Source organism: Rathayibacter sp. AC451 (assembly GCF_979253095.1).
The window spans coordinates 80,733-95,653 of the sequence record NZ_CEEDBD010000001.1 but is presented as its reverse complement, the minus strand read 5'-3'; the positions used below and the strand labels follow the sequence as shown (position 1 = coordinate 95,653).

Sequence of the window (14,921 nt, the reverse complement as noted above, 5' to 3'; positions counted from 1 at the left end):
TGACACCACAGACAAACGGGTCTAAAAAGATATAAACGCAGATCCGCCCCGCGGAACGCGAGCACCACTGGATAGAGACGACGGAGTCGACATGTACGCACCGGAGCGCCACCAGGCGATCCTCGACCGTGCCCGCACCGAGGGTCGCGTCGAGGTCCGCGATCTCGCCCTCTCCCTCGCGGTCACCCCCGAGACCATCCGCCGCGACCTCACGAGCCTCGAGCGCCGTGGACTGCTGCGCCGGGCGCACGGCGGCGCGATCCCGGTCGAGCGGCTGGGTATCGAGCCCGAGGTCGCGGCCCGTGAAGGCCACCTCGCGGGTGAGAAGGACCGCATCGCCACGGCCGCCCTCGCCGAGGTGCCCGACGGCGGATCCCTCGCCATCGACGCCGGGACCACCACCGTCCGGCTCGCGGAGCTGCTCCCCCTGGACCGCCGGCTGACGGTCGTCACCCACTCCCTCCCCGTCGCGATGGCGCTCGTCGGCCGGCCCAACATCGACCTGCACCTGCTCGGCGGCCACCTGCGCGGAGTGACGCAGGCGGCCGTCGGACCGTGGGTCGCCCAGGCGATCGCCTCGGTCTCGGTCGACGTCGCCTTCATCGGCACGAACGGCATCAGCCGCGAGCGGGGCCTGACCACGCCGGACCTCGACGAGGCGGTCGTCAAGTCGGCCCTCATCGCCTCGGCCCGCCGCGTCGTCGTCCTGGCCGACCACTCCAAGTTCGGCCGCCAGGACTTCGGCCACGTCGCGCCGCTGTCCGCGGTCGACACCGTCATCACGGACAGCGGGATCGACGACGAGCTCGCCGACGACGTCGAGTCCGCAGGCCCCGAGGTGGTCCGCGCATGATCGTCACCGTCACCGCCAATCCGAGCATCGACGTCACCCTCTCGACCTGCGGCTTCGCCGTCGGCGAGGTCAACCGGGCGCACGGCGTTCGGCGCGACCCGGCCGGCAAGGGCGTCAACGTCGCCCGCGCCCTGGCCCGCAACGGAGTCGAGGCCACCGCCGTCTACCCCGCCGACGCCTCGACCGGACTCGATCTCTCGTCGATGCTCGAGGCGGCGGGGGTCCGCTCGGCCAGCTCCCCCATCGCGCAGCCGATCCGCACCAACATCACCGTCGTCGACGACGCGACCGGGCGCACCACCAAGATCAACGAGCCCGGCCCGGCGATCAGCCCCGAGGAGGCGAAGGCCCTCTCGGAGCTCATCTGCGACCACGTCGTCGCCGCGCCGCGCTGGCTCGTCGCGTGCGGGAGCGTCCCTCCGGGACTCGGCGCGGACTTCTACGCGTCGCTCGGTCGACTCGCCCTGCACTTCGGCGTCCCGCTCGCCGTCGACACCTCCGGAGCGCCCCTCACCGCGATCATCGCGGCCGGGACCGCGACACTGGTGAAGCCCAACCTCGAGGAGCTCGAGGAGCTCCTCGGCCGCTCCCTGCCGACGGTCGGAGACGTCGTCGACGGAGCACGCGAACTCCTCCGCCTCCCGGACGCGCGAGCGCTCGTGAGCCTCGGAGAGCACGGCGCCCTCCTCGTCACGGCCGACGCGTCGTGGTGGGCGGGCGCACCCGCCGTCGTGCCTCTCAGCACCGTCGGGGCAGGGGACAGCACCCTCGCGGGCTACCTCTCGGCCACCGACGCCACGGAGGCGGAGCGCCTCGCGACAGCAGTCGCGTGGGGCACCGCCGCCGTCCGGCTCCCGGGCAGCGAAGCCCCGGGGCCCGACTCCCTCCGGCTCGACGACGTCATCGTCGTCGAGTCCCCCGACCCCCACCTCCCGATTGGAGAACTGAGCGCATGACTGCACTCACCGAGGCCTCGACCGTCATCGTCGACCTGACCGCCGCCACCAAGGACGAGGCCACCGCGCAGCTCGCGAAGACGCTGGCCGACGCCGGCCGCGTCACCGACCTCGACGGGTTCCTCGCCGACGTCCGCGACCGCGAGGCCCAGATGGCCACCGGCATGCCCGGCGGCATCGGGATCCCCCACGCCCGCTCCTCGCACGTCGTCGCCCCCAGCGTCGCCGTCGGCATCGCGAAGCAGGGCGTCGACTTCGGCGCCCCCGACGGACCGGCCGACCTGATCTTCCTGATCGCCGCGCCCGATGGAGCCGACCAGGCCCACCTCAAGATCCTCGCCCAGCTCGCCCGCAAGCTGATCCACGAGTCCTTCACCGGGTCCCTCCGCGCCGCGTCCAGCGGCCAGGAGGTCGCCGACATCATCGCCCGAGAGGTCGTCGTCTCATGAGGATCGTCGCCGTCACCAGCTGCATCGCCGGCATCGCGCACACCTACATGGCCGCGGAGGCCCTGGAGCAGGCCGCGAAGAAGAAGGGGTACGAGATCCAGGTCGAGACCCAGGGAGCCGCGGGCTCCGACCCGATGTCGGACCAGACGATCGCCGACGCCGACGTCGTCATCCTCGCCGCCGACCTCGAAGTCCGCGGCAAGGAGCGCTTCGCCGGGAAGCCGACCCTCGAGGTCGGCACCTCGGAGGCGCTCGCGAAGGCCGCCGAGGTCATCGACCGCGCCGTCGCCACCGCGCAGGCCGCACCGCCCGCCGCTGCTGCGACCTCCTCCGACGCCCCCCGCTTCGTGGCCGTCACGAGCTGCATCGCAGGCATCGCGCACACCTACATGGCCGCCGAGGCGCTCGAGCAGGCCGCGAAGAAGCGCGGGTACCCGATCCACGTCGAGACGCAGGGAGCCGCCGGCTCCGAGGAGATGACCGCGGGCGACATCGCCGACGCGGACGTCGTCATCCTCGCCGCCGACCTCGAGGTCCGCGGCAAGGACCGCTTCGCCGGCAAGCCGATCCTCCAGGTCGGAGTCGCCGAGGCGCTCGCCAAGCCGGACGAGGTGCTCGATCGGGCGCTGGCCCTGCGCAGCGCGAGGCCCGCCGACGCGCCTGCCCGCGCGCAGGCCGCCGCCGCTCCCGCCGCCGCCCCCAAGAAGGTCGGCGTCGGCACGCGCATCCGCCAGAACCTGATGACCGGCGTCTCGTACATGATCCCGTTCGTCGCGGCCGGCGGTCTGCTGATCGCCCTGTCGTTCCTGTTCGGCGGGTACCAGATCGTCAGCTTCACTCCGCAGCAGATCATCGACAACGGCTTCAACCCGGTGAACATCACCGACTGGGCCGGAGTCATGTTCCTGATCGGAGGAGCGACCTTCGCGTTCCTCGTGCCGGTGCTGTCGGGCTTCATCGCCTTCGGCATCGCCGACCGCCCGGGCATCGCCCCCGGATTCCTCGGCGGCGCTGTCGCGGTGACCGTCGGAGCCGGCTTCCTCGGCGGACTCGCCTCGGGCTTCATCGCCGGCTACGCGGCGCTCTACATCTCGCGGATCAAGCTGCCCGCGGCCTTCAAGTCGCTGATGCCCGTCGTGATCATCCCTCTGATCGCGACCTTCATCACCGGCTTCCTGATGTTCGTCGTCCTCGGGGCGCCGCTCCGCGCCCTGAGCGAGGGACTCTCGTCCTGGCTCTCCGGCCTCACCGGCGGCAACCTCATCGTGCTCGGGATCATCCTGGGCCTGATGATGGCGTTCGACATGGGCGGCCCGGTCAACAAGGTGGCCTACGCCTTCGCGACCACCGGACTCGCCTCGGTCCCCGCCGACGGCGACCCGAACTCGGTGCAGTTCAAGGTGATGGCGATCGTGATGGCCGCCGGCATGACGCCGCCGCTGGGTCTCGCCCTGGCCACGACGCTCCGCAAGCGCCTCTTCACCGACGCCGAGCGCCAGAACGGCAAGGCCGCCTACCTGCTCGGCGCGTCGTTCATCTCGGAGGGGGCCATCCCGTTCGCCGCGGTCGACCCGCTGCGCGTGATCCCGTCCGCGATGATCGGCTCGGCCGTCACCGGCGCGCTCGTCGCCCTGTTCGGCTCGACGCTGCGCGCTCCGCACGGCGGAGTCTGGGTCACCGGCCTCGTCGGGCAGCCGATCCTCTACCTGGTCGCGATCCTCGTCGGAATGGTCGTCACCGCGATCGCCGTCATCATCGCCAAGAGCATCAAGCGCGCCCCCGTGGTCGCCGAGGTGCCCGAGCCCGTCACGGCTCGCCCCGTCGCCGCGGTCTGAACCGCCGCGACCCCCGAACGACCGTCCTGAGCGGTCCCACTGACGGCCCCCGCCTGCGCCGCCTTCTTCTTCTCCGAGGGAAGGTGGTGCAGGACGGGGGCTGTTCCTTTTTCCGCGGCGGTCCCCGCCCGCCGCGGCGCGGTCGGTTTTCTTAGGGGGGTGCGTTCTCGAGAGCGGGGCGCGGACGGCTACGACGAATCGCTGGCACGCGATTCGCCGGTTCGCCTCGACGATGGGCGGCGGTCTCCGCCCGCCGCGGCGCGGGTGGCTTCGCGACGGGGCGCGTTCCCAGAAGCGGGTTGCGAGCGGCTACGACGAATCGCTGGCACGCGATTCGCCGGTTCGGCTGTGCTCATCTCCGCGGCGGTCCCCGCCCGCCGCGGCGCGGGTGGCTTCGCGACGGGGATGCGTTTCCGAGAGCGGGTCGCGGACGGCTACGACGAATCGCTGGCACGCGATTCGCCGGTTCGCCTCGAACACGAGCGGCGGCGGTAGCGCCACGCGCAACCTCAGCTCCGACAGGGGTGACTCGGCTGTCAGGGGTTTCACCCACGTCACAGCTGAGGTTGTGATGCCGAGGCCGGCGCGGAAGCGAGGACACCCGGTGCGCCGCGGAGGGCCCAGCCATCGGGGGTCGGGGGCAGAATTTGAGCTGAGACGCGTGCTCAGTCGCCATCGTGGATGAGCGGCGGTCCTCGCTGACGTTCTGCGCAGCGGGAAGAGACGCGGTTGCCGGGAGGGGCGTGTCGGCGGCCGAGAATAGACTGCTGCGGTGACCAAGAAGCTCCTCCGCATCGCCTCCGTCAACGTCAACGGAGTGCGCGCCGCGTTCCGCAAGGGCATGGGCGACTGGCTCGCCGCGCGCGACGTCGACATCCTCGCCCTCCAGGAGGTGCGCGCGTCCACCGACGACCTCACCGGGCTGCTCGGCGACGAGTGGGACGTGCTGCACGACGAGGCGACCGCCAAGGGCCGCGCCGGAGTGGCGCTCGCATCCCGCGATCGCGCGACGATCCACCGGGTAGCGCTCGGAGCGGACGACTTCGACTCCGCCGGGCGCTGGCTCGAGGCCGACTACGAGGTCGGCGACCGCACGGTCACCGTCGTCTCGACCTACGTGCACTCGGGTGGAGTCGGCACCCCGAAGCAGGACGAGAAGGTGAAGTTCCTCGACGCGATGACCGAGCGGCTCCCCCAGCTGGAGGCACACAACCCGCTCGCCGTCGTGATGGGCGACCTGAACGTCGGCCACCGGACCCTCGACATCAAGAACTGGAAGGGCAACGTCAAGAAGGCCGGCTTCCTCCCCGAGGAGCGCGCCTACTTCGACCGCTTCCTCGGCGCCGAGGGCGAAGAGGGCTACAACGCCGGAGCCGGCCTCGGCTGGATCGACCTGGGCCGCCGCTTCGCCGGCGAGGTGCCCGGCCCCTACACCTGGTGGTCGCAGCGCGGCCAGGCCTTCGACACCGACACGGGGTGGCGCATCGACTACCAGCTCGCCACCCCCGAGCTCGCCGCGCTCGCGCGCAGCTACGAGATCGATCGCGCCGACAGCTGGGACACCCGCTGGTCCGACCACGCCCCCGTCGTCGTCGACTACGAGCTCTGACCCCTCCACCACTCCCCTGCGCGATCACCGCGCCACCGTCTGCAACCGAGGCCTCACCATGACTCCCACCGCTCCGGGCGCCAAGCCCGTCATCTTCTCGGGCATGCAGCCCTCCTCCGGATCGCTGCACCTCGGCAACTACATCGGCGCGCTCACGCAGTGGGTCGCTATGCAGGAGGACTTCGACGCGTACTTCTGCGTCGTCGACCTCCACGCGATCACCGTGCCGCAGGACCCGGCCGAGCTGCGCGAGCGCACCCGCGCGACGGCGGCCCAGTACATCGCGGCCGGCATCGATCCCGAGCGCTCGACCCTGTTCATCCAGTCGCACGTGCCCGCGCACGCGGAGCTGGCGTGGATCCTCAACACGGTGACCGGCTTCGGCGAGGCGAGCCGCATGACGCAGTTCAAGGACAAGTCGGCGAAGCAGGGCGCGGAGGCGGCCTCGGTCGGCCTCTTCACCTACCCGATCCTGATGGCCGCCGACATCCTGCTCTACCAGACCGACGCCGTGCCGGTCGGCGAGGACCAGCGCCAGCACCTCGAGCTCACCCGCGACCTCGCTGGGCGCTTCAACACGCGCTTCGGCGAGACGTTCGCGGTCCCGGAGCCGCACATCGCCCGTGAGACCGCGAAGATCTACGACCTGCAGAACCCCGGCGCCAAGATGTCCAAGTCGGCGGAGTCGGACGCTGGTCTGCTGAGTGTCCTCGACGAGCCGAAGGCGACCGCGAAGAAGATCATGCGCGCCGTCACCGACACGGAATCGGAGGTCCGGTTCGACCGTGCCGCCAAGCCCGGGGTCTCGAACCTGCTCACCATCTACTCCGTCCTGGCCGACCGGACCGTCGAGTCGCTGGAGCAGGAGTACGCGGGTCGCGGCTACGGCGACCTGAAGAAGGGCCTCGTCGAGGTCGTCGCCGCGACGTTCGGCCCCATCCGCGCGCGGACGGCCGAGCTGCTGGCGGATCCGGCCGAGCTCGACCGTGTGCTGTCCCGCGCCGCCGACCGCGCCTCCGAGACCGCCGAGAAGACCCTCGCGACCGTGTACGACCGCATCGGCTTCCTCCGCCGCACCCGCTGACCCGTGCTGACGCTCGCGCTCTTCGACCTCGACGACACCCTCTTCCGGCACGCCCGGGCGGTGCAGGAGGGCATCGTCGCGCACGCCGCGGCGCTCGGGAGCGCGTACGCGGGTGAGCCGGCCGATCTCCAGCGGCGCTGGTACGAGCTCGAGGAGGAGCACTACCACCGCTACCTGGCGGGCGAGCTCGACTACGAGGGTCAGCGGCGCGCCCGCGCGATCGCCTTCGCGGCGGACGCGGGCATCGAGCTGACGCCCGAGGAGGCGAGCGAGTGGTTCGCCTCCTACCTCGAGCAGTACGTCGCGGCCTGGACGCTGCACGAGGACGCGCTGCGGGTACTCGACCGGCTCGAGGCGGCGGGCGTGCGGATCGGAGTGATCACGAACGGCGACCTCGACTTCCAGACGCGCAAGATGGACGCGATCGCCCTCTCGGAGCGCGTCGAGCACCTGATCGCGTCGGGCGAGGTCGGAGTGACGAAGCCGGATCCGCGGATCTTCCACGTCGCCTGCGAGCGCTTCGGAGTGGCTCCGTCCGACGCGCTGTACGTCGGTGACCGCCTCGGGACCGACGCGATAGGCGCCGCCCGGGCGGGCCTCCGCGGTGTCTGGCTCGACCGGGTGGGCGGACCGGAGCACGGACGCGAGCTCCCGGAGGACGCCCGGGAACTGGGTGTGCGGCGGATCGGGTCCCTCGACGAGCTGCCGGAGCTGCTCGGGCTCTGAGCGGGACGGCTTGCGGGGCGATCTCGGCGAGGCGGGGTCTCGACATGCCGCTGCGCGGCTACTCGACCAGCGAGGGCGGGCGCCGTCGGGGGAACGAGAAGCGCCTCGGCACGACCCGAAGGCCGCGCCGAGGCGCTTCACCGATCCGGAGATCAGCGTTCCCGTTCGCCGCGCTCCGCGAGGCGAACCGGCGGAACGCGTGCGAGCGTTCCGTCGTAGCCGGACGCGAGACGCTCTCCGCATCGCGACCGTCTGCGAGAGCCGACCGCGCCGCAGCGGGCGAGGACCGCTGCGGAAGGGGTTACGACACGTCTTCGTCGACCCAGTCGAAGGTCTTCGTGACGGCCTTCTTCCAGAGGCGGTACTGGCGGGCGGCCTCGTCCTGGTCCATCGAGGGGGTCCAGCGCGAGTCCTCCTGCCAGTTCTGACGCAGGTCGTCGAGGTTCTCCCAGAAGCCGACCGCAAGGCCCGCGGCGTACGCGGCTCCGAGCGCGGTGGTCTCGGCGACGACCGGTCGGACGACCGGGACGCCGAGGATGTCGGCCTGGAACTGCATCAGCAGGTTGTTGGCGATCATGCCGCCGTCGACCTTGAGCTCCTGCAGGGGCACACCGGAGTCGGCGTTGACGGCGTCCAGGACCTCGCGGGTCTGGAACGCGGTCGCCTCGAGCGCTGCGCGGGCGATGTGGCCCTTGTTCACGTAGCGGGTGAGCCCGACGAGCGCGCCGCGCGCATCCGATCGCCAGTACGGCGCGAAGAGACCCGAGAACGCCGGCACGAAGTACGCGCCGCCGTTGTCCTCGACGGTCGCGGCGAGCGCCTCGACCTCGGGAGCCGAGCCGATGAGGCCCAGGTTGTCGCGCAGCCACTGGATGAGCGAGCCGGAGACCGCGATCGAGCCCTCGAGCGCGTAGTGCACCTCGCCGTCGCCCAGCTTGTAGCCGATGGTGGTGAGGAGGCCGTTCTTGGAGTGGACGATCTCGGTGCCGGTGTTGAAGATCAGGAAGTTGCCGGTGCCGTAGGTGTTCTTCGCCTCGCCCGGGTCGAACGCCGCCTGGCCGAAGGTGGCGGCCTGCTGGTCGCCCAGGATGCCCGCGATCGGGACCTCGCGCAGCAGCGACGAGGACTCGACGTGGCCGTACACCTCGGAGGAGGAGCAGACCTCGGGGAGCATCGACTTCGGGACGCCGAACGCCTCGAGGATGTCGTCTCGCCACTCGAGGGTCTCGAGGTCGAGGAAGAGCGTGCGCGACGCGTTGGTGACGTCGGTCTTGTGGACGCCGCCGTCGATGCCGCCGGTCAGGTTCCACAGGACCCAGGTGTCGGTCGTGCCGAAGATCAGGTCGCCCGCCTCGGCCTTCTCGCGCGCACCCTCGACGTTCTCGAGGATCCACACGATCTTGGTGCCCGAGAAGTAGGTCGCGAGCGGGAGGCCCACGATCGACTTGAAGCGGTCCGCACCCTCGTCGCCGGCGAGGCGGTCGACGATCGACTGCGTGCGGGTGTCCTGCCAGACGATCGCGTTGTAGACCGGCTTGCCGGTCGTCCTGTCCCAGACCACCGCGGTCTCGCGCTGGTTGGTGATGCCGACGGAGGCGATGTCGTGGCGGGTCAGGTCGGCACGCGAGAGCGCCTGGCCGATGACCTCGCGGACGTTGTTCCAGATCTCGATCGGGTCGTGCTCGACCCAGCCCGCGCGCGGGAAGATCTGCTCGTGCTCCTTCTGGCCGGTGGAGACGATCGATCCCTTCTTGTCGAAGATGATCGCGCGGGACGACGTCGTCCCCTGGTCGATAGCAATGACGTAGTCAGCCATAAGTGATTACTCCTTCGTAACGGGGATGAGTGGAGCGCGGATCAGAGGATGGGGAGCAGGACCAGCGAGGACCAGCCGGCGAGCAGTCCGCCGACGATCGGGCCGGCGATCGGCACCCAGGAGTAGGACCAGTCGCTCGAGCCCTTGCCCTTGATCGGCAGGAGGGCGTGCGCGATGCGGGGGCCGAGGTCACGGGCGGGGTTGATCGCGTAGCCGGTCGGGCCACCGAGGGAGGCGCCGATCGCGATCACGAGGATCGCGACGGGCAGCGCACCGAGCGCGGCGAGTCCGCCGTCGCCCTGGCGTCCGCCGCCGAAGCCGATGACGACGAAGACGAGGACGAAGGTGCCGATGACCTCGGTGACGAAGTTCCAGCCGTAGGAGCGGATGGCCGGGCCGGTCGAGAAGACGCCGAGCTTGTTGGCCGGGTCGGGCTCCTCGTCGAAGTGCTGCTTGTAGGCGAGCCAGCAGAAGACGGCGCCGAGGATCGCACCGAGCAGCTGCGCCGCGATGTAGGTCAGGATCGACACGATGTCGACCGGCACGCCGGAGCCGAACTCCTCAGCGCCGCTCGCGACCAGGCCGAGCGTGACGGCCGGGTTGAGGTGCGCGCCCGAGTTGTACGAGACGATCACACCGGAGAAGACCGCGAAGCCCCATCCGATGTTCACCATCAGGAATCCGCCGTTGAAACCCTTGTTCTTCACCAGCGCCACGTTGGCGACGACGCCGCAGCCCAGGAGGACGAGCAGCGCCGTCCCCACCAGTTCCGCTAGGAACACCACTCCGAGATTGTCCACGATGACCTTTTCCTCCGATTCGAGCGGACGCACGCAGGCGTCCGGCGCGGGCATCGATGCCCGACGTGTGTGAAGTTATCCGCGCCCCGACACCCCGACAAGGAGCGACGCGTGCACGTTCGTGCGTATCAGCGACGGAAGTCCCGGGGCGAGGACGATCGCGCCGGGACTTCCGTCTTCTTCCGCCTGTCTCCGCTTACGACGCGGGGACGGCGGTCGGCGTCTGGACGGAGGTGCCTCCGACGTCCACGCCGTTGTACTGCTTGAGGTGCGAGATGGTCGCGTCGACCTCGTCGGCGCGCGTCGCCTCGTCCCAGCCCAGGACCGACCCGGTGTGCTCGGCCAGCTCCTCGAGGAGCTCGCGGCTGAGTCCGCCGGTGAAGGCGTGGTTCGTGCGGCGCATGACCAGGTCGATCAGGTGCACCACGCTCTCGTGGCGGGCCAGGTAGCGGATCTCACCGGTGGTGAAGTCCTTGTCGAAGTCGAGGGCCTCGTCGTGTCCGTCGGCGAGGGCCTCGATGACCTCCTGCGCGCGGGTGCCGTAGCGCTCGAGCAGCTGGCCCGTGCGGGCGGAGGACAGGCCGGAGCGGTGCTGGCTGATCCACTGCGCGCGGGACGCGTCGGTGCGGGGGTAGCCCTTGCCGCCTCCGATGGCCGTCTTCACGGTCGAGACGCGGCGCGTCACTCCGATCTTCGCGAAGACCTCGTTCGAGAGGTGCTCGGAGAGGGCGCGGAAGGTCGTCCACTTGCCGCCGACCAGGCTCAGGACGGGGTCTTCCCGTCGGGCAGCGTCGAGGGCTCGATGCGGTAGTCGCGGGAGACGAAGCCGGGGGTCTCGTCGTCGTGACGGGGCAGGGGGCGGATGCCGGAGAACTTGAAGACGATCTGGTCGCGGTTCACCGGGATGGAGGGGAACACGTGGCTGACGAGCTCGAAGAAGTAGTCGATCTCCTCCTCCGTGCACACGGCCGGCTCGTTGGGGTCGGCCTCGATGTCGGTCGTGCCGACCATGACCCGGCCCTTGAGCGGGTAGATGAGGACGATGCGACCGTCGCTGTGCTCGAAGAACATCTCGCGTCCCTCGCAGGCCTCGACCAGCTCGGGGTTGTCGAGCACGATGTGCGAGCCCTTGGTGCCGCCCATGAACTTCGTCGTGGTGCCCAGCGCCGTGTTCGTGAAGTCGGTCCAGGGTCCGGAGACGTTGACGACGACGTCGGCCTGGAAGGCGAACTCCTCGCCGGTCTCGCGGTCGCGCAGGAGCACGCCGCCCTCGGAGGTTCCGACGGCCTCGACGTAGTTCGCCGCGCGCGCCTTCGTTCCGCCGACGAGTCCGTCGCGCAGGACGTCGAGCGCCAGGCGCTCGGGCTCGTGCACCGACGCGTCGAAGTAGGTGGCGGTGTACTTGATCTTCGGGTCGAGCTTGGGCAGTTCGTTCAGCGAGCGCTTGCGGCCGTGGAACTGGTGGCGCGGCACGACTCCGCCGTCGCGGGAGAAGAAGTCGTACAGGGTGAGGCCGACCTTGATCAGCAGAGCGCCCCGCTCCTGCGGCTTGCCCGACTTGTGCGTCAGGAACCGCATCGGCGCCGCGAGGATGCCCGAGAACGTCGAGTAGATCGGGATCGTGGTCTGCAGCGGCTTCACGTAATGGGGAGCGATCTTCAGCAGGCCGTTGCGCTCGTGCACCCCCTCGTTGACGAGGCGGAACTCGCCGTTCTCGAGGTAGCGGATGCCGCCGTGGATCATGTGGCTCGAGGCGCTGGACGCTCCCGAGACGTAATCGCCGCGCTCGACCAGCGCGACGTCGACGCCGTTCAGCGCGAGCTCGCGGAAGGTTCCGATGCCGTTGATGCCACCGCCGATGACGAGGACGGTCGCTCGGGGGGTGTCCCGCAGGGCGGCGACGCTCTCGCGGATCGCGGGGGTTCCGGGAGTTCCGACAGACTGTGCCACTTCGTACTCGCCTTCGTGTCGTGTGTGATTCGTCGAGGCCTTCGCGGCAGTATCGGCACCTGGGGGGCGACGATTGATTTCGCGGAGGAATACAGCCATCCTTGACCCGGGAACACATCCGGTCAATACGGGTGGAAATACGTGCAAGGAGCATCTGTGACCCCTGTCCGACCGGTCGTCGAACTCGACGAGACGACGCACGCGACCCATCCCGACAAGACCCGCGACGCGCTCCGCGCGGCTCAGCTCTACTACATGCAGGACCTGACGATGGACGCCATCGCGCACGAGCTGCACACGTCGCGCTCCTCCGTGTCGCGGCTCCTGTCGCACGCCCGCGCGACGGGCCTCGTGGACATCCAGATCCGCTCCCCGCTCGATCGCGCGAGCGCGCTCTCGGCGGAGGTGCGCGCGCACTTCGACATCACGGCGCACATCGTCCCGGTTCCGGATCACACCAGCGAGATCGACCGGCTGGAGCGCGTCGCCCTCTCGGCTGCGCGGATCCTCGGCCAGTTCATCGACTCCAACATGATCGTCGGCATCGCGTGGGGCTCGACGATGAGCGCGATCAGCCGGCACCTCATCGCCAAGGAGACGCACAACACCCAGATCGTGCAGCTGAACGGCGCGGGCAACACCGAGACCACGGGCATCAACTACTCCAGCGAGATCCTCCGCCGCTTCGGCGACGCCTATGCGGCGAAGGTGCAGCAGTTCCCGGTGCAGGCGTTCTTCGACGATCCGCTCACCAAGCAGGCGGTGTGGCGCGAGCGCTCGACCAAGCGCGTGCTCGAGCTGCAGCAGCGGATGGACGTGGCCCTGTTCGGCCTCGGCTCGCCGTTCGCGGCGGTGCCGTCGAAGGTCTACATCGGCGGCTACCTGGAGCCGGACGACTTCACCTCGCTGAGCGAGTCCGGGGTCGTCGGCGACGTGGCGACGGTGTTCTACCGGGCCGACGGGACCTGGGACGACATCCCCATGAACGAACGTGCAAGCGGCCCGGACCTCTCCACGGTGCGGCGGGCGGCGCGGCGGATCTGCGTGGTCTCGGGGGCGTCGAAGCTGCCGGGGCTCCGCGGGGCGCTGAACGCCGGGCTCATCACGGACGTCATCCTCGACGAGGGCACCGCTCGGGCGCTGATCTCGGACTGACGCCCTCGCGGGATGCCGGTCCGGTCACGCCACGCGGGGCGTACCGGAGTGGCGTCTCGCGGAAGGGACGTCAGGACTCGCGGGCGTGCGCGTCGAGGAACTCGTAGACCTCGGCGTCGTCGATGCCGGGGAAGGTCCCGGAGGGCAGGGGCGCGAGCACGTGCGCGTGCAGACGGGCGCTGGGCCAGGCGTTGCCGTCCCAGCGCGCCGCGAGCTCGGCGGGGGCGCGGCGGCAGCACGACTCGTCCGGGCAGCGGGACAGCTCGCGGCGGTCGGTGTCGCGTCCACGGAAGAAGCGCGCCTCGGCGAAGGGGACCCCGACCGTGATCGAGAACTCCTCCGTGGCGGTCGTGCCGGTCTGCGACGCCGACCAGAAGGTGCCGGCAGGAGTGTCGACGTACTGGTAGTACTCCGTCGTGCGGTTCGTGCGGCTGAAGGCCGAGCGCGCCGACCAGTAGCGGCAGACCACCTGGCCCTCGACGGCTCCCGTCACGTCCGTCGGCAGCGGGAGGTCGTCGTTCTCGTAGGCCTTCTGGATCGATCCGTCGCCCAGCACCCGCAGGAAGTGCATCCGGATGTCGAGGTGCGAGGTGAGGAGGTTCGTGAAGCGCAGCGCGGCGGCCTCGTGAGTGACGCCGAAGCCGTCCCGGAAGTCCTCGACCGAGATGTCGCGGCCGCGCTTCGCCTCCTGCAGGAACGCGACCGCCGGCTCCCGCGGCATGAGGCACGCGGCGGCGAAGTAGTTGATCTCGAGGCGCTGACGGAGGAAGTCGGCGTACGTCACGGGGCGCTCGTGCCCGAGCAGGCGGTGCGCCATGGCCTGCAGGGCGAGCGCCCGCAGGCCGTGGCCCCGGGGATCGACGCGGGAGGGAGGTAGATCCGCCCGTTGGCCAGGTCGATCACCGAGCGGGCGGAGTGGGGGAGGTCGCCCACGTGGATGATCTCGAAGCCGAGGTGCCTCGCCATCCGCGAGACCGAGCTGTGCGTGAGGGCACCGCCGCGGTGCCCGACCGTCCGGAGCATCTCCCCCGCCACGCTCTCGATCTCGGGCAGGTACGCGTTGCTCTCGCGCAGCTGGAGTCGCTGCGCGGTGTTCGCGCGCCGCGCCTCCTCGGGGGTGGCGCTGGCCTCGTTCCTGCGCCGCGCGAGTTCGCGGTACACACCGAGGAACGCCTCCAGGACCGGTGTCGCGAGGCCCTTGTTGGCCTTGAACTCCGGCAGGCCGAGAGAGCGGTAGAGCGAGCCCTTCTGCACCCGGGCCAGCTCGATCTCGAGTGCGGCGCGCTCGCTCGGCGGCTCGTCCGAGAGCAGCGCCGCGAGCTCGACTCCGAGCGCTGAGGCCAGCGCCTGCATCAGCGAGAGGCGCGGTTCGCGGCGCCCCGTCTCGATGAGCGACAGCTGGCTCCCGGAGACGCCGACCCGCTCGGCGAGCTGTCCGAGGGTGAGCCCGCGGCGGGTCCGGAAGTGCCGGATCCGCTGCCCGAGCAAGGCGGCGTCGGTGCCGGGCGGGGTGGCGCTGGATGCGGTCACGACGAGCTCCTGCGATCGGTTGTGACAAATGCGGGAAAAGAGCCTTTCTTGACAGTCCGGAGACCGTCAAGAGACCCCGATCCTCCTCCATTCTGGCTGCAGGCGCCACACGGACGCCCCTCGACGCACTGATCGAGGCCGACTCCCCACCCGTCGAC

At 70.3% G+C, this 14,921-nt stretch carries 10 protein-coding genes and 2 pseudogenes; 8 read left to right on the top strand and 4 right to left on the bottom strand.

From position 1 onward, the window contains the following. The first annotated feature begins 91 nt into the window (after positions 1–91). The 7 genes from AC0CID_RS00460 (at position 92) to AC0CID_RS00430 (ending at position 7,512) form a co-directional block, all read left to right on the top strand. A complete protein-coding gene (locus AC0CID_RS00460) occupies positions 92–853 on the top strand; it encodes a DeoR/GlpR family DNA-binding transcription regulator (RefSeq protein WP_207402860.1) in 762 nt (253 codons plus the stop codon). Further along, positions 850–1,809, top strand: coding sequence for a 1-phosphofructokinase family hexose kinase (locus tag AC0CID_RS00455; RefSeq protein WP_465225399.1), 960 nt, complete (start codon positions 850–852; stop codon positions 1,807–1,809). Before AC0CID_RS00460 ends, AC0CID_RS00455 begins: the two co-directional genes overlap by 4 nt. Beyond that, the gene (locus AC0CID_RS00450) at positions 1,806–2,258 is read left to right on the top strand and encodes a PTS sugar transporter subunit IIA (protein WP_055787979.1); all 453 of its coding nucleotides are present in this window, start codon (positions 1,806–1,808) and stop codon (positions 2,256–2,258) included. The genes AC0CID_RS00455 and AC0CID_RS00450 overlap by 4 nt, the downstream gene beginning before the upstream one ends. Beyond that, positions 2,255–4,093 carry a PTS fructose-like transporter subunit IIB gene (locus tag AC0CID_RS00445; protein WP_465225398.1) on the top strand — a complete coding sequence of 613 codons (1,839 nt, stop codon included), beginning with the start codon at positions 2,255–2,257 and terminating at the stop codon, positions 4,091–4,093. Before AC0CID_RS00450 ends, AC0CID_RS00445 begins: the two co-directional genes overlap by 4 nt. Positions 4,094–4,865: 772 nt before the next feature. Then, entirely contained in the window at positions 4,866–5,702 is an 837-nt protein-coding gene (locus AC0CID_RS00440; RefSeq protein WP_465225397.1) for an exodeoxyribonuclease III, read from the top strand. Between the two features lie 58 nt (positions 5,703–5,760). Then, complete coding sequence (gene trpS / locus AC0CID_RS00435; protein WP_465225396.1) at positions 5,761–6,786, top strand: tryptophan--tRNA ligase; 1,026 nt, start codon at positions 5,761–5,763, stop codon at positions 6,784–6,786. Between the two features lie 3 nt (positions 6,787–6,789). Then, positions 6,790–7,512 (top strand): HAD family hydrolase, encoded by a 723-nt coding sequence (locus tag AC0CID_RS00430; protein ID WP_465225395.1) that lies wholly within the window; start codon positions 6,790–6,792, stop codon positions 7,510–7,512. A 301-nt stretch (positions 7,513–7,813) separates the two neighbouring features. On the opposite strand, the gene glpK is transcribed toward AC0CID_RS00430, so the two are convergent. The 3 genes and pseudogenes from glpK to AC0CID_RS00415 form a co-directional block, all read right to left on the bottom strand. Beyond that, positions 7,814–9,328 (bottom strand): glycerol kinase GlpK, encoded by a 1,515-nt coding sequence (gene glpK, locus AC0CID_RS00425; RefSeq protein WP_251946454.1) that lies wholly within the window; start codon positions 9,326–9,328, stop codon positions 7,814–7,816. Positions 9,329–9,369: 41 nt separating this feature from the next. Further along, on the bottom strand, positions 9,370–10,182 hold the full coding sequence (locus AC0CID_RS00420; protein WP_465225394.1) for an MIP/aquaporin family protein: 813 nt from the start codon (positions 10,180–10,182) through the stop codon (positions 9,370–9,372). 142 nt (positions 10,183–10,324) lie between these two features. Next, positions 10,325–12,078, bottom strand: a pseudogene (locus tag AC0CID_RS00415) (glycerol-3-phosphate dehydrogenase/oxidase). Positions 12,079–12,333: 255 nt separating this feature from the next. On the opposite strand from AC0CID_RS00415, the gene AC0CID_RS00410 reads away from it, so the two are divergent. Then, positions 12,334–13,233 (top strand): sugar-binding transcriptional regulator, encoded by a 900-nt coding sequence (locus AC0CID_RS00410; protein ID WP_207402919.1) that lies wholly within the window; start codon positions 12,334–12,336, stop codon positions 13,231–13,233. Positions 13,234–13,303: 70 nt separating this feature from the next. Here the strand turns inward: AC0CID_RS00410 and AC0CID_RS00405 are convergent. Continuing rightward, positions 13,304–14,763 (bottom strand): annotated as a pseudogene (locus AC0CID_RS00405) (helix-turn-helix domain-containing protein). Between the last annotated feature and the right edge of the window lie 158 nt (positions 14,764–14,921).

What these genes read in the sequence shown, in the direction of transcription:
- AC0CID_RS00410 (WP_207402919.1), top strand. Translation starts at nt 12,334, where the DNA reads ATGCAGGACCTGACGATGGACGCCATCGCGCACGAGCTGCACACGTCG.
- AC0CID_RS00420 (WP_465225394.1), bottom strand. Translation starts at nt 10,182, where the DNA reads ATGCCCGCGCCGGACGCCTGCGTGCGTCCGCTCGAATCGGAGGAAAAG.
- AC0CID_RS00445 (WP_465225398.1), top strand. Translation starts at nt 2,255, where the DNA reads ATGAGGATCGTCGCCGTCACCAGCTGCATCGCCGGCATCGCGCACACC.
- AC0CID_RS00450 (WP_055787979.1), top strand. Translation starts at nt 1,806, where the DNA reads ATGACTGCACTCACCGAGGCCTCGACCGTCATCGTCGACCTGACCGCC.
- trpS (WP_465225396.1), top strand. Translation starts at nt 5,761, where the DNA reads ATGACTCCCACCGCTCCGGGCGCCAAGCCCGTCATCTTCTCGGGCATG.
- AC0CID_RS00455 (WP_465225399.1), top strand. Translation starts at nt 850, where the DNA reads ATGATCGTCACCGTCACCGCCAATCCGAGCATCGACGTCACCCTCTCG.
- glpK (WP_251946454.1), bottom strand. Translation starts at nt 9,328, where the DNA reads ATGGCTGACTACGTCATTGCTATCGACCAGGGGACGACGTCGTCCCGC.
- AC0CID_RS00460 (WP_207402860.1), top strand. Translation starts at nt 92, where the DNA reads ATGTACGCACCGGAGCGCCACCAGGCGATCCTCGACCGTGCCCGCACC.